We start from the raw sequence: 12,551 nt of genomic DNA, 5'->3' as shown, positions 1-12,551 counted from the left end.
CGAGCCAGCCAGGGCACGCAGACCAGCCACTACGGGTCGTCCGAGCCGTGGAGCTCGACGACGAGGCCGAGGCGATGCGGGTGGCCGCGGGGATACGGAAGTTCGCAGCCTCCTGGTTCGGCAGCTACCTCGAGTCCCAGGGCCTCCGGGACGACGACGCGGTCCTGCGGGCGAGCTGGCGTCGGCTGCACCTGCGCCGGCTCGACCCCACCACCGGCCCGGGACCCGACCCGCTGACGGCGGACCGGGCGTGGGCGCTGCCCCTCCTGGCCCTCGCCGTGTCGATCGGGCGACGCGTCCGGCGCGGGCGCCGCGACTGAGGGCTAGCTCCCGCCTGTGGTGATGCGATCGTGCGCCGTCTCCCCGCGCCGGCCGACCGGCACGGTCCCGGCGAGCGAGGCGAGGCCGAACGGCGCCGGCCCGGCATACACGCTCTCCGCCGCGGACACGGCATACGTCTCGTGCCAGATGGTCACCGCAGCCGGGTCCGTGCGGACCGCCCGGTAGAAGTCCAGCCAGGCCGGTCGGTGCTCGAGCGGCGTCGCGTTGGCGTAGGCGTAGATGTCGTCGACGCTGCGCCACCACTGGATCATCGTGGTGCCGAGGCCGTGGACGGTCGACCGGCTGCCGAGGTAGCCGAGGGACTCCGCCTCCCCCCGAGCCGCGGCCGCCTTGTTGCGCTCGAGCTCGGCGATCATCCTCGGCATCGCCCGGACCGCGGTCCCCACGACCCCGACGCGCCAGGGCTTGTGCACCCGCAGCCCGATGAGGAAGACGGCGAGCGGTCCTTCGTAGGCGTGCGTGACGCGGTCGACCATGCCGGACTCCTTGGATAGTGGCACTGTCCATCAGTACCCTGCCATATTGGACAGCAGCACTATCCGATGTCAAGACCCAGGAGCAGCCGATGCGGATCTCCGAGCTCGCCGAGACGACCGGCGTGCCGGTGCACACGCTCAAGTACTACCTGCGCGAAGGGCTGCTCATGCCGGGCGAGGCGACGAGCCGCACCCGGGCCGAGTACGGCGACGAGCACGTCGAGCGGGTCCGGCTCGTCCGGGCGCTCGTCGAGCACGGCGGTGTGGGCATCGCGGGGGTGCGCTCCATCCTCGACGCCCTGGCCGCGCCGCCGGCCGGACGCCACGAGCTGCTCGGCATCGCGCACGTCGCGCTCCCGACCCCCGGCGACGACGCGCCGGTGAGCGAGGAGGTGTCCGCGCTGGTGGCCGACCTCGGCTGGCAGGTCTGGCCGGACGCGCCGGCGCTGCGAGCCCTGAGCGCGGCCGTCACGGCCGCCGCGAAAGCCGGCGTGGTGCTGTCCCCCGAGTCGCTGCGGCGGTATGCCGAGGCGATGGCCGTCGTCGCGGAGGTCGACCTCGGTACGGCCCTGGCAGCCGAGAGCCCGGCGGCGGCGATGCACACCGTCGTCGTGGGGACGGTCATGGTGGACCCGGTGCTGGTGGCCCTGCGCCGCCTCGCCCAGGAGGCGGTGAGCGTGCGCCGCTCGTGACGGCCCCAGGGCCGCGCCGGAACGCGAAGAGCCCCCGTCCAGGTGGACGGGGGCTCTGGGCTCGCGTAGCCCCGACGGGATTCGAACCCGCGCTACCGCCTTGAGAGGGCGGCGTGCTAGGCCGCTACACAACGGGGCCCTAGCTGGTCTGCCGGTGACACCGATCGGTGTCGGGCAGCGGAGAGAACCATACCGGCAGGTCGTGGATTTCTCCGAATCGGCGGCCTCTCGCAAGGTGCTCCGCCGGAGCTGGGGTACCAGGACTCGAACCTAGACTAACTGAACCAGAATCAGTCGTGCTGCCAATTACACCATACCCCAAGGGGTATCACTCCCAGCGCGCCCGAAGGCCTTCAGGGGGTGAACCGAGGTGCGATACTACCGGGCTGTTCCTCGGCTTCCCAAATCGGCGCCGTGCGCACCGGGATCCGGCGCCGCGCGCACCGGGATCCGGCGCCGTTCAGGCGCGTTCGACCTCGCCGCCCCAGGTCTCGCGGACCCTGCTCCCGGTGCGGATCGCCATCAGGACCCGTCCCCGACGGGGACCGCCGCGTCGCCGCTGGGCCGCGGGGCGTCGGCCTCGGCCGCGTCCCGGAGCCGCTCCAGGGTCGCCCGGATGCCGTCGCGGTTGCGGCTGGGGAACCCCATCAGCTCGATCGCCAGTCGCGGAGCCGTGCCGTACATCGAGTAGTCGAACGACTCGGTGACGCGGGTCCGGTCCTCACCCAGGGGCTCCAGCTCGTAGCGCCAGCGGTGGCCACCGAAGTGCCGCCAGGCGATCCGGCGCCCCTCCTCGAACTCCACGACCCGGTTCGCGATGCGGTACGGCACGCCGAACAGCCGCATCTGCGCCCCGAACTCGGCCCCTCGCTCGAGCCGCTGCGGCCCCTCCACGATCTCCTGCACCGAGCCGGAGCCGTCGATCCGGGCGTGCTGGCGCGGGTCGGCGAGGATGTCGAAGACGGTCGACGCGGGGGCGGCGACGTCGATGCTCTCGGTCACGATGCGGCTCATGACCCGACGCTAACCGCCCGGCCGGCGAACCGCAGCGGGCCGGCCGCGTGACCCCTGCCACGCGGCGACGTCGCCGTCAGCCCAGGTCGGCGCGCAGCCGCCGCAGCCGCGCCAGGGTCGAGGGCCGGCCCAGGATCTCCATCGACTCGAACAGCGGCGGGCTCACGCGCTGGCCGGACACCGCGGTCCGCAGCGGGCCGAAGGCGAACTTCGGCTTGATGCCCAGTCCCTCGACGACGGCAGCGCGCAGGGCCGCCTCGATGGCTGCAGCGTTCCACGTGGACTCCGACCCGAGCACGCCGGAGCGCTCGTCGCCCAGGTCGTCCAGCGCGGCGACCGCGGCGTCGAGCACCTGCCCGGCGTCGTCCTTGAGCTCCGCCCGCGCGTCCTCGGCGACCTCCAGCTCGTCGTCGGCGACGAAGAACGGCCGGACCAGCGGCGCGGCCTCGGTCAGCAGCACCATGCGCGTCTGGATCAGCTCGGTGACCGCCCGCAGGCGGGCCAGCTCGCCCAGGCTGGGGGCCTCGCCCAGCACCCCGGCCTCCACGAGGTACGGCAGCAGCCGCGAGGCCAGCTCCCCCACCTCGAGGCCGCGGACGTACACGCCGTTGAGCCAGTCCAGCTTCTTGAGGTCGAAGATCGGCCCGACCGGGTTGACCTTGCGCCAGTCGAAGTCCTTGCTGAACTCCTCGAAGGTGAAGACCTCGACGTCCTCGCCCTCGGCGCCCTGGGCCGGCGGGTAGGCCAGCAGGGCGAGGAAGTTCACGAGCGCCTCGGGCAGGTAGCCCTGCTCGCGGAACCAGGTCAGCCGGGCTGCCGGGTTCTTGCGCTTGGAGATCTTGGACTTGTCGGTGTTGCGCAGCAGGGGCATGTGCGCCCACTTCGGCGGCTCCAGGCCGAGCCAGCGGTAGAGCAGGATGTGCTTGGGGGTGCTGGAGATCCACTCCTCGCCGCGCACGACGTGGGTGATGCCCATCTCGTGGTCGTCGACGACGACGGCCAGGTGGTAGGTCGGGAACCCGTCCGCCTTGAGGATCACCTGGTCGTCGGGGCGCGGCGCGGACACCCGGCCGCGGATGAGGTCCTCGAAGTGCAGCTCGACGTCCTCGGGGACGTACATCCGCACCACCGGGGTCTCGGTGAAGCCGGGCAGCGCGGCCCGCTCCTCGCGCGTCTTGCCGTGGCACAGGCGGTCGTAGCCGGTGGGTTGCTTGGTCTTCTGCTGCACCTCGCGCATCTGCGCCAGCCGCTCGGTCGAGCACCAGCAGTGGTACGCCCTGCCCTCGGCCAGGAGTCGCTCGACGTACGGCCGGTAGGTGTCGAGCCGCTCGGACTGGCGGTACGGCGCGTACGGGCCGCCCACGTCCGGGCCCTCGTCCCAGTGCAGCCCGAGCCAGTGCAGCATGTCGAACACCTGCTGCTCGCTGTCCTCGCGGAACCGGGCCCGGTCGGTGTCCTCGATCCGCAGGACGAACCTGCCGCCCTGCTGGCGCGCGAACGCGAGGTTGAACAGGGACATGTACGCGGTGCCGACGTGCGGGTCGCCGGTGGGCGACGGGGCGACGCGCAGGCGGGGGGTCTGGGTGGGCGTGTCAGTCATGGTGCCCCGATTCTAGGGACCGCCGCGACCGACGCCGTATGCCGTGTGCCCGGCACCGTGTGCCCCGCACCGCGTGCCCGGCACCGCACCGTTCGCTCCGCGCCGTTCGCTCCGGGCGCCGCCCCGCCCGGCTCAGCGCCGGACGAAGGTGTTGGTGAGGGTCCCGATGCCCTCGACCTCGACGTCGACCCGCTGGCCGGCCTCGACCAGGCCGACCCCGGCCGGGGTGCCGGTGAGGATGACGTCACCCGGCAGCAGCGTGAACGCCGAGCTCGCGTGCGAGACGAGGGTCTGCACGTCGAAGATCATGTCGGCGGTCGTGCCGTCCTGCCGGGTCTCGCCGTCGACGCGGCTGCGCACCCGCAGGTCGGAGACGTCGAGGTCGGTGCTGATCCACGGACCGAGCGGCTTGGAGGTGTCGAAGCCCTTGGCCCTGGCCCACTGCCCGTCGCCGCGCTGCCAGTCGCGGGCGGTGACGTCGTTGGCGCAGGTGTAGCCGAACACGACCTCCTTGACCCGCTCGCGGGGGACGTCCTTGGCGATCCGGCCGATGACGACGGCGAGCTCGGCCTCGTAGGAGATCTCCTTCGCGCCGGCGGGCATGACGATGGGGTCACCGGGGCCGACGACGGCGGTGTTGGGGACGAGGAACATGAGCGGCTGGTCCGGGACCTCCCCGCCCATCTCCTTGGCGTGGTCGGCGTAGTTCTTGCCGATGCCGATGATCTTGCTGCGCGGGATGACGGGCGAGAGCAGGCGGACCTCCCCCACCGGGAACCGCTCGCCCGTGGGGACGATCGGCGTGTAGAGGGGGTCGCCCTGCACCTGGACGACGTACTCGCGTCCCGGCTCCCCCTCCACCACACCGAAGGCCGGGTCGTCACCTGTCGTGTACCTCGCGATGCGCACGTCCCGACCCTACCGAGGTGGCGCGGCCCCCGCTCCGGGCGCCTCGGCCGTTCGGGGGCGGGCCGCCCGGGCAGGCCGGGCGCGGGCCGGCGAGGTCAGCGGGCGGAGAACTCGCGCCGGTACCGCTGCGGGCTGGTGCCGACGACGGACTGGAAGTGGGTGCGCAGCAGCGACGCCGACCCGAACCCGCTGTGCGAGGCGACGGCCTCGACGGGCAGGTCGGTCTCCTCGAGCAGCTCGCGGGCCCGCAGCACCCGCTGCTGCACGATCCACCGGTGGGGCGTCGTCCCCGTCTCGGCGACGAACCGCCGGGCGAAGGTCCGCTCGGACATCATGGCCAGCCTGGCCAGGTCGGGCACGGTGTGCGGTGCGTCGAGGTGGTCGCTGATGTGGTCCAGCACCGGCTGGATGCTGGCCGCGTCGGTCTGCGGCAGGGGTGCCTCGACGTACTGCCGCTGCCCACCGTCGCGCTGTGGTGGCACCACCATGCGCCGGGCGATCCGGGTCGCCACGGCCGAGCCCAGCTCCCGGCGGACGAGGTGCAGCACCGCGTCGATGCCCGCTGCGGTTCCCGCGCCGGTGACGATCTGGCCGTGGTCGACGTAGAGGACGTCCATCGAGACGTGGGTCCGCGGGAAGCGGCGGGCGAACTCGTCGGCATACCGCCAGTGCGTCACGGCGGTGAGGCCGTCGAGCAGGCCGGTCTCGCCGAGGATGAACGCCCCGGTGCAGATCGACAGGACCGTCGCGCCGCGTGCGTGGGCGGCACGGATCACCTCGAGCAGCTCCTCCGGGTAGGAGTCGCGGACGCCACCCGCCGGCATCACGACCAGGTCGGCGTCGACCGCGTCCTGCCACTGGTGGGTCGGCACGAGGGCTCCCCCGCTCGTCGTGGGGACGGGGGTGCCGACGGCCTCCCCGCACGTCATGAAGGTGAACGGCGGCACGCCGTCGTCGGTGCGGTCGAGGCCGAACACCTCGCACGTGATGGCGGTCTCGAACATGGCGACCGGGTCGGTGACGAGCGCGGCGATCGTGGACAGGGCCATGACCGGAGTATGGCAGCAATCTGGCTCTCCGGGTCAGTTCTGCCACTCGTGGCAGGATCCGCATGGGCGCAGGATTCCTGTCATGACCCTTCTCCTGCTCCTCGCCCTCACCGCCACCCTCGTCGCCGGCCTCGAGCGGCACCACCGCCGCACCTGGGGCCTCCCCCGGGCCCCGCACGGCGCCGACTCCTCGATCGCCTTCAGCGACCTCGACCACGACCTCGCCCGCGTGCTGCACGACGCGCAGGCTGCTGCCTGACGTCGTAGGGTCGGCCGGGTGTTCCGCACCCCGCAGCTCAACCTCTACTCCACCGACGTCGCGCGCAGCGTGGTCTTCTACGCCGGGCTCGGCTTCACCGAGGCCTACCGCTACCCCGCCGGGGGCGCCCCGCTGCACGTGGAGCTGACCCTCGACGGCCTGCGGCTCGGGGTCGCCGACCAGTCGGCGGCCCGCGGCGACCACGGCCTGGTGGTGAGCCCGGGGGGTGGCGGGATGGAGGTGTGCGTCTGGACCGACGACGTCGACTCGGCCTTCGGCGACCTCGTGGGGTCCGGGGCACCGGTGCTGTCGAAGCCGCACGACTTCCAGGCAGGCCGGCTGCGGGTGGCCTGGGTGGCCGACCCCGACGGCAACCCCGTCGAGCTGGTGCAGTCGAACGCCTGACCCCGACCGGGGGTGGCTCGGAGTGGTCCGGGCACGCCGAGCCGCGCCGTGTGGCCCGGACCGGCCCGGGTGAGCCGGCCCGCCTTCCCGCTCAGAGCTCGGCGATCACCGCGCCGGCCATCACGGCATACCCGGCGTCATTGGCGTGGAAGTCCAGGCGCGGCGGCGCCATCCACGTCCACATCAGGATCCGCGCCAGGTTGAGCGGCACCGAGCCGATGCCCGGGACGGGCACCAGCGGCGTCCAGCTCGTCGTCGAGAACGCGCCGGCCACGTCGGCGACGTCGGCCCCCTGGGCTGCGGCGGCTGCGGCGATGAGCCCGTCGAAGGTCCCGAGGACGACCAGCGACTTCTGGGCCAGCGGCAGGCCGGCCGGGCCCTGGAGCGCGTAGACCAGGAACGGGTCGTAGTAGTTGAGGACCACGATGTGCGCCTGCGGAGCGGCGGCGTGCAGGCGCTCCATGATCGTCGGCAGGTTCTGCCGGAGCGTGGCCAGCGCGGGGTCGATGCAGCTGTCCTGCAGGCCCGAGAAGCCGCACTTGGCGATGTCGTTGCCGCCGATGTCGAGGGTCACCAGCCGCGTGGTGAGCCGGTGGGCGTGCAGGAACTCGACCGCCTGGTCGAGCTGGCTGCCCTCCTCGTAGCTGCACTTGCCCCCGTCGATCATCGAGGTCGTCGTCTCGCCCGAGCAGGCGAGGTTGACGAGCTTGGTCTTGGGCGAGGCCTGCTGGAGTGCGGCCAGCGTCGGGCCGGCATAGCCCTCGGTCGGGTGGTCGACGCCGAGCTGGTATCCGGCGGCGAGGGAGTCGCCGAGCGACAGGTACCAGCCGGTGGCCTGCTGCTGGCCGCGCTCCGAGGGCGCCGCGGTGGCGGCGCTCGGCGCGACGAGCAGGGCGACGGCGGCGAGGAGCGTGACGAGGACGCGGCGCTGCATGGACCCTCCCGAGGTGTGGTGGCCCCACGCTGCCACCGCGGGGCCGCCGGCGCCATACGTCTCGTTACGCTTGACAACCGATGACCGGGACCGTGCTGGAGCAGCAGGCGTGGCGCGCCCTCGAGGCCGCGCACGCCGAGCGGGCCGACGCCGCGACCGCCGCCCACCGCGCCCGGCGCTCGGACGGCCGGCGGCACCCCGTCGAGGACTTCCTCTTCACCTACTACCCGTTCTCCGCGGGCCGGCTGCGCCGGTGGCACCCGGGTGCCGGGGTCCGGCTCGAGAGGGCCGCGGCGACCGAGCGGGCCGGGTGGCGACACCACCGGACCGTCGGCGGCGCGGTGGAGCTGGACACCACGGCATACCTGCTGGACCGGGGGCGCACGGTCGACTTCGTGCGCCGGCTGGTCTCGGCGACGGCGGCGCGCCCGGCCCAGCTGGGCTGCTTCGGGATGCACGAATGGGCCATGGTCTACCGGCAGGGCGAGGACGAGGTGCGGCACGCCGGGTGGCCGCTGCGGCTGGGCACCTCCGGCACCGACGAGCTCGTGGAGTCGCTGCGGATCCGGTGCACGCACTTCGACGCCTTCCGCTTCTACACCCCACCCGCGCGGCCGCTCAACGTGCTGCAGCCGACGCGCGAGAGCCAGCTGGCGCTCGAGCAGCCGGGGTGCCTGCACGCCGGGATGGACCTGTACAAGTGGTGCATGAAGCTCGGGCCGGCCGTGCCGGGCGACCTCACCCTCGACGCCTTCGACCTCGCCCGCGAGATCCGCGAGCTCGACATGCGGGCCTCGCCGTACGACCTGCGCGAGCTCGGCTACGAGCCGGTGCCGGTCGAGACGCCGGCCGGGCGGGCGGAGTATGCCGCGGCGCAGCGGACGTTCGCCGACCGCGGCCAGCGCCTGCGGGAGCGGCTCCTGCAGGCGCTGGCCCGAGTGGGTGCCGCCGGGTCGGCGGCGGCGGGTCAGCCCTCGGACGACGTGCTGTCGTCGTCGGCGAGCAGCCGGTAGAGCGAGCGCCGGGCGTCGGCCAGGACCTTCTGGGCCGACTCGAGCAGCTCGGGCCGCCCGGACATGCCGACCTGTTGGATGGCGCCGTGGAGCTGGTGCACCTCGTGCCGCAGCTCGCGGACCCCGCCCTGCGGCGCCGTGGCCGACTCGAAGGCGCCCGCCAGCTCCTCGACGTGGGCCTCGGCGTAGGCGCGGCCGTCGGCGGTGAGGGCGAAGACCTTGCGGCGCGGATCGTCGTCGCTCTCGTCGGGGGCGATGAGGCCCTCCTCGTCGAGCGCCCGCAGCGCCGGGTAGATCGAGCCGGGGCCTGGCTGCCAGGTGGCGTCCGAGCGCTCGGCGATGGCGGTGATGATGCCGTAGCCGTTCCTCGGCTCCTCGGCGAGCAGCGCGAGGATCGCCCTGCGGACGTCACCGCGCCGGCCGCGGCGCCCCGGGCCGAAGCCGCCCCCGCGGGGGCCGCCGAAACCCGGGCCGAAGCCAGGGCCGAAGCCAGGGCCGAAACCGAGGCCGGGGCCGCCCGGTCCGCGGCGCGGGTGCCGCCCGTGCGGTGCGTCGGGGCGCCGGGGGCCGTCATGGTGGGCCCCGTCGTGGTGCGGGCCGTGGTGGTGGTCGTGGTGGTGCTGCTCGTGGACGTGGTTCATGCGGTTCATGGCTGGTCTCCCGTTCGGGTCGTGGGGGTGTGCGGCGGGGCCTCGCCCTGTCTGCGGGGGGCCGGTCTCGACGCACTGTCGACGATGTTCCGTCGATATATCGATAGAGTGCCTCGTCGACATATCGGTGTCAACCCCCGCCCGGCCCTGCCCTACGCCGTGCCCCCGCCCGGCCCTGCCCTACGCCGTGCCCACCGCGAGGGCTGCGCGGGAGGGCGCGAGGACGTCCCGGAGCCGTTCGAGCAGCGCCACGTCGACGCAGGCCGCACCGCCCGTGCCCCGCAGGGCGTCGATGACCTCCAGCACCTGGCCGTCGAGCCACGGAAGTCCCGGCGTGAACCCCGCCTCCGCGGCGAAGTCCACGGTGCTCTCCACCCGCGAGAACAGGCCGCCGAAGGAACGCTCGTTCCCCTGACCGGCCTCGAGGGCGTAGGCGAGCGCCGCCAGGAAGTCCACCCGGAAGGCCGCCGGCCCATCCGGCTCCTCGTCGAGCCGGAGCTCCTCGCTGGTGGTCACCTCCGCGAGCAGGGAGTCGGGCGGACCTGCGTCGACGTCGCGCAGCGCCCGGTCGAGCCACTCCCGGCAGACCTCGCCGCGCTGTCGGCCCTCCGGCGTGTCGTCGTACCGCAGGACCGGCGCCAGCACCCACGTGAGCAGCAGCCCCAGCACCATCCGCTCGCGGGGGCGCAGGTCCCTCGCCTGCCCCTTCAGGCCGTCTCCGTTCATGACTCACCCCATCAGACCAGGACCCCGAACCGGACCCGGCTCAGGATCGACGACCCGCCCACGCCCGTCAACGGCGGAAGGGCCGTGCCACCCCGTGGGCGCCGGGACGACGGCGTGCGGCAGGGCCGTAGGCTGACCTGCTGTGTCCAAGGTTCTGACGTCCCTCCCTGTCGGTGAACGTGTCGGCATCGCCTTCTCCGGCGGGCTCGACACCTCGGTCGCGGTCGCGTGGATGCGTGAGAAGGGGGCGATCCCCTGCACGTACACCGCCAACCTCGGCCAGTACGACGAGCCCGAGATCGACACCGTCCCGGGCCGCGCCGGCCAGTACGGCGCCGAGCTCGCGCGCCTCGTCGACTGCCGCTCGGCCCTCGTCGAGGAGGGGCTCTCGGCCATCGCCTGCGGCGCGTTCCACATCCGCAGCGGCGGTCGCACCTACTTCAACACCACTCCCCTGGGTCGCGCCGTCACCGGCACCCTGCTCGTGCGCGCCATGAAGGAGGACGGCGTCGACATCTGGGGCGACGGCTCGACCTTCAAGGGCAACGACATCGAGCGGTTCTACCGCTACGGCCTGCTCGCCAACCCCTCGCTGCGCATCTACAAGCCGTGGCTCGACGCCGACTTCGTGCACGAGCTCGGCGGCCGGCACGAGATGTCGCAGTGGCTCACCGCCCGCGACCTGCCGTACCGCGCGAGCGCCGAGAAGGCGTACTCCACCGACGCCAACATCTGGGGCGCGACGCACGAGGCCAAGACGCTCGAGTACCTCGACGAGTCGATGGAGGTCGTCGACCCGATCATGGGCGTCGCCTTCTGGGACGAGTCGGTCCACATCGCGTCCGAGGACGTCACGGTCCGGTTCGAGCAGGGCCGCCCCGTCGCGATCGACGGCGAGGGTTTCGGCGGCGACGCCGTCGCCCTGGTCGACGCGGCCAACAAGGTCGGCGGGCGCCACGGCCTCGGCATGTCCGACCAGATCGAGAACCGCATCATCGAGGCCAAGTCGCGCGGCATCTACGAGGCCCCCGGACTGGCGCTGCTGCACATCACCTTCGAGCGGCTGCTCAACGCGATCCACAACGAGGACACCATCGCGAGCTACCACGCCGAGGGGCGCCGGCTCGGCCGGCTCCTCTACGAGGGCCGCTGGCTCGACCCGCAGTCGCTCATGCTCCGCGAGTCGCTGCAGCGCTGGGTCGCCTCGGCCGTGACCGGCGAGGTCACCCTGCGGTTGCGGCGCGGCGACGACTACTCGATCGTCCGCACCGAGGGCCCGGCCTTCTCCTACCACCCCGAGAAGCTCTCGATGGAGCGCACCGAGGACGCGGCCTTCGGCCCCGTCGACCGGATCGGCCAGCTCACCATGCGCAACCTCGACATCGCCGACAGCCGGGCCAAGCTCGAGCTGTATGCCGCGCAGGGCCAGCTCGTGCGCCGTCACCAGGACCTCGTGGGCGACCTCGAGCCCGGCGGCGCCCGCGCCATCTCGGCGAACCCCAGCGCCGCCCAGGTCGACGAGCAGGACGACGCCCTCGACCGCGCAGCGATCGAGTCCGGCACCGACTGACGCCTCCGACGGTCAGCCGGCATACCGGCATACCGCCGCTCCCGAAGAAGTGCCCACTCTCCGGATCGGGAGGGAAGGTTCCAGCCCGACGCGAAGACTGGGCACTTCTTCGGGTGAGGGTCAGCCGGGCGGGGAGAGCAGGCCGCGCTGGATGGCGATCGACATCGCCTCGAGCTTGCTGTGGGCACCGAGCTTGGCCGACAGGTTGGCCACGTGGTTGCGCACGGTGTTGACGCTGACGACGAGCTCGGCGGCGATGGCGGCGTTCGACAGGCCGCGGGCCAGCATGGAGAGGACCTCATCCTCGCGCCGGGTGAGGGTCGGCCCGGGCGCGGGCTGGCGGGTCAGCTTGGGCAGCAGGCGGGCCAGCATCTCCGGTGAGATGGTCGCCTCGCCCTGGGCTGCGGCACGGACGGCGCTGGTCACCTCGCCGAGGCTGCGCGTCTTGGAGAGGAACCCGGCGGCGCCCGCCTCGAGCGCCCGTACGAGCACGTCGTCCGAGCTCGACCCGGTCAGCACCAGCACGTTCATGCTGGGGCGCAGCGCCTTCAGCGCGGCGATGGCGTCGACGCCGTCGCCGTCGGGGAGCCTCCGGTCGAGGATCAGCACATCCGGGGCAGCCGACTGGATCCGGGCCCGCGCCTGCGCGATGGTGCTCGCGAGCCCCACCGTCACGACGTCGGGCTCGTCGTCCAGGACGCGCGCCAGACTGGCCGCCACCACCTCGTGGTCGTCGACGATGACGACCCGGATGGGTTGCTCGGCCCCTGGCTCGTGCGCCACCTCGGCACGCTCGCTCACCACACCACCTCCGCGGCTAGTATCCATGCACTATCCCCCGCGACGCGCGCGCATCGGCATTCCCGTGCCCCTCCGACGGCAGAATGAAGTGCCATCTGAACCTTCGTCGCC

At 73.0% G+C, this 12,551-nt stretch carries 15 protein-coding genes and 2 tRNA genes; 6 read left to right on the top strand and 11 right to left on the bottom strand.

Annotation, left to right across the window (positions count from 1 at the left end):
• The first annotated feature begins 47 nt into the window (after nt 1–47).
• Entirely contained in the window at nt 48–320 is a 273-nt protein-coding gene (locus ACYVDO_RS12525; protein WP_460936318.1) for a hypothetical protein, read from the top strand.
• A gap of 3 nt (nt 321–323) precedes the next feature.
• Here ACYVDO_RS12525 and ACYVDO_RS12520 read toward each other — a convergent pair whose 3' ends face one another.
• Nucleotides 324–818: a monooxygenase family protein gene (locus ACYVDO_RS12520; protein ID WP_460936316.1), complete on the bottom strand. Its 495-nt coding sequence runs from the start codon at nt 816–818 to the stop codon at nt 324–326.
• Nucleotides 819–907: 89 nt separating this feature from the next.
• On the opposite strand from ACYVDO_RS12520, the gene ACYVDO_RS12515 reads away from it, so the two are divergent.
• On the top strand, nt 908–1,510 hold the full coding sequence (locus ACYVDO_RS12515; protein WP_460936314.1) for a MerR family transcriptional regulator: 603 nt from the start codon (nt 908–910) through the stop codon (nt 1,508–1,510).
• Between the two features lie 66 nt (nt 1,511–1,576).
• Here the strand turns inward: ACYVDO_RS12515 and ACYVDO_RS12510 are convergent.
• The 6 genes from ACYVDO_RS12510 to ACYVDO_RS12485 form a co-directional block, all read right to left on the bottom strand.
• Nucleotides 1,577–1,649, bottom strand: a tRNA-Glu gene (locus ACYVDO_RS12510).
• 110 nt (nt 1,650–1,759) lie between these two features.
• Nucleotides 1,760–1,831 (bottom strand) — tRNA-Gln (locus ACYVDO_RS12505).
• A gap of 201 nt (nt 1,832–2,032) precedes the next feature.
• Complete coding sequence (locus ACYVDO_RS12500; protein ID WP_460936312.1) at nt 2,033–2,524, bottom strand: SRPBCC family protein; 492 nt, start codon at nt 2,522–2,524, stop codon at nt 2,033–2,035.
• 76 nt (nt 2,525–2,600) lie between these two features.
• Nucleotides 2,601–4,124: a glutamate--tRNA ligase gene (gltX, locus tag ACYVDO_RS12495; protein WP_460936310.1), complete on the bottom strand. Its 1,524-nt coding sequence runs from the start codon at nt 4,122–4,124 to the stop codon at nt 2,601–2,603.
• 132 nt (nt 4,125–4,256) lie between these two features.
• A complete protein-coding gene (locus tag ACYVDO_RS12490; RefSeq protein ID WP_460936308.1) occupies nt 4,257–5,033 on the bottom strand; it encodes a fumarylacetoacetate hydrolase family protein in 777 nt (258 codons plus the stop codon).
• 95 nt (nt 5,034–5,128) lie between these two features.
• On the bottom strand, nt 5,129–6,082 hold the full coding sequence (locus ACYVDO_RS12485) for a GlxA family transcriptional regulator (RefSeq protein WP_460936306.1): 954 nt from the start codon (nt 6,080–6,082) through the stop codon (nt 5,129–5,131).
• An 82-nt stretch (nt 6,083–6,164) separates the two neighbouring features.
• On the opposite strand from ACYVDO_RS12485, the gene ACYVDO_RS12480 reads away from it, so the two are divergent.
• Both ACYVDO_RS12480 and ACYVDO_RS12475 read left to right on the top strand, forming a co-directional pair.
• Nucleotides 6,165–6,341, top strand: a complete 177-nt coding sequence (locus tag ACYVDO_RS12480; RefSeq protein ID WP_460936304.1) for a hypothetical protein — start codon at nt 6,165–6,167, stop codon at nt 6,339–6,341.
• An 18-nt stretch (nt 6,342–6,359) separates the two neighbouring features.
• Entirely contained in the window at nt 6,360–6,746 is a 387-nt protein-coding gene (locus tag ACYVDO_RS12475) for a VOC family protein (protein WP_460936302.1), read from the top strand.
• 91 nt (nt 6,747–6,837) lie between these two features.
• Here ACYVDO_RS12475 and ACYVDO_RS12470 read toward each other — a convergent pair whose 3' ends face one another.
• The gene (locus ACYVDO_RS12470) at nt 6,838–7,680 is read right to left on the bottom strand and encodes a GDSL-type esterase/lipase family protein (RefSeq protein ID WP_460936300.1); all 843 of its coding nucleotides are present in this window, start codon (nt 7,678–7,680) and stop codon (nt 6,838–6,840) included.
• A gap of 80 nt (nt 7,681–7,760) precedes the next feature.
• Here ACYVDO_RS12470 and ACYVDO_RS12465 point away from each other — a divergent pair, with 80 nt between their 5' ends.
• Entirely contained in the window at nt 7,761–8,693 is a 933-nt protein-coding gene (locus tag ACYVDO_RS12465; RefSeq protein WP_460936298.1) for a 3-methyladenine DNA glycosylase, read from the top strand.
• Here the strand turns inward: ACYVDO_RS12465 and ACYVDO_RS12460 are convergent.
• Together ACYVDO_RS12460 and ACYVDO_RS12455 are read right to left on the bottom strand one after the other, a co-directional pair.
• Complete coding sequence (locus tag ACYVDO_RS12460) at nt 8,648–9,343, bottom strand: PadR family transcriptional regulator (protein WP_460936296.1); 696 nt, start codon at nt 9,341–9,343, stop codon at nt 8,648–8,650. The two genes, ACYVDO_RS12465 and ACYVDO_RS12460, sit on opposite strands and share 46 nt — an antisense overlap.
• A gap of 180 nt (nt 9,344–9,523) precedes the next feature.
• On the bottom strand, nt 9,524–10,069 hold the full coding sequence (locus tag ACYVDO_RS12455; RefSeq protein WP_460936294.1) for a hypothetical protein: 546 nt from the start codon (nt 10,067–10,069) through the stop codon (nt 9,524–9,526).
• A gap of 142 nt (nt 10,070–10,211) precedes the next feature.
• Between ACYVDO_RS12455 and argG the strand changes: the two genes are divergently transcribed.
• A complete protein-coding gene (gene argG, locus ACYVDO_RS12450) occupies nt 10,212–11,639 on the top strand; it encodes an argininosuccinate synthase (protein WP_460936292.1) in 1,428 nt (475 codons plus the stop codon).
• A gap of 120 nt (nt 11,640–11,759) precedes the next feature.
• Here argG and ACYVDO_RS12445 read toward each other — a convergent pair whose 3' ends face one another.
• The gene (locus ACYVDO_RS12445; RefSeq protein WP_460936290.1) at nt 11,760–12,440 is read right to left on the bottom strand and encodes a response regulator; all 681 of its coding nucleotides are present in this window, start codon (nt 12,438–12,440) and stop codon (nt 11,760–11,762) included.
• Nucleotides 12,441–12,551: the final 111 nt, after the last annotated feature.

Source organism: Phycicoccus ginsengisoli, from assembly GCF_054779295.1.
Note: the sequence above shows the minus strand (reverse complement) of the source record. Positions and strands in the feature narration are given on the sequence as shown.

Bases quoted from the DNA above. Each gene is read 5' to 3' on its own strand.
- ACYVDO_RS12520 (WP_460936316.1), bottom strand. From the start codon at position 818: ATGGTCGACCGCGTCACGCACGCCTACGAAGGACCGCTCGCCGTCTTC.
- ACYVDO_RS12515 (WP_460936314.1), top strand. From the start codon at position 908: ATGCGGATCTCCGAGCTCGCCGAGACGACCGGCGTGCCGGTGCACACG.
- ACYVDO_RS12500 (WP_460936312.1), bottom strand. From the start codon at position 2,524: ATGAGCCGCATCGTGACCGAGAGCATCGACGTCGCCGCCCCCGCGTCG.
- gltX (WP_460936310.1), bottom strand. From the start codon at position 4,124: ATGACTGACACGCCCACCCAGACCCCCCGCCTGCGCGTCGCCCCGTCG.
- ACYVDO_RS12485 (WP_460936306.1), bottom strand. From the start codon at position 6,082: ATGGCCCTGTCCACGATCGCCGCGCTCGTCACCGACCCGGTCGCCATG.
- ACYVDO_RS12480 (WP_460936304.1), top strand. From the start codon at position 6,165: ATGACCCTTCTCCTGCTCCTCGCCCTCACCGCCACCCTCGTCGCCGGC.
- ACYVDO_RS12470 (WP_460936300.1), bottom strand. From the start codon at position 7,680: ATGCAGCGCCGCGTCCTCGTCACGCTCCTCGCCGCCGTCGCCCTGCTC.
- ACYVDO_RS12465 (WP_460936298.1), top strand. From the start codon at position 7,761: ATGACCGGGACCGTGCTGGAGCAGCAGGCGTGGCGCGCCCTCGAGGCC.
- ACYVDO_RS12460 (WP_460936296.1), bottom strand. From the start codon at position 9,343: ATGAACCGCATGAACCACGTCCACGAGCAGCACCACCACGACCACCAC.
- ACYVDO_RS12455 (WP_460936294.1), bottom strand. From the start codon at position 10,069: ATGAACGGAGACGGCCTGAAGGGGCAGGCGAGGGACCTGCGCCCCCGC.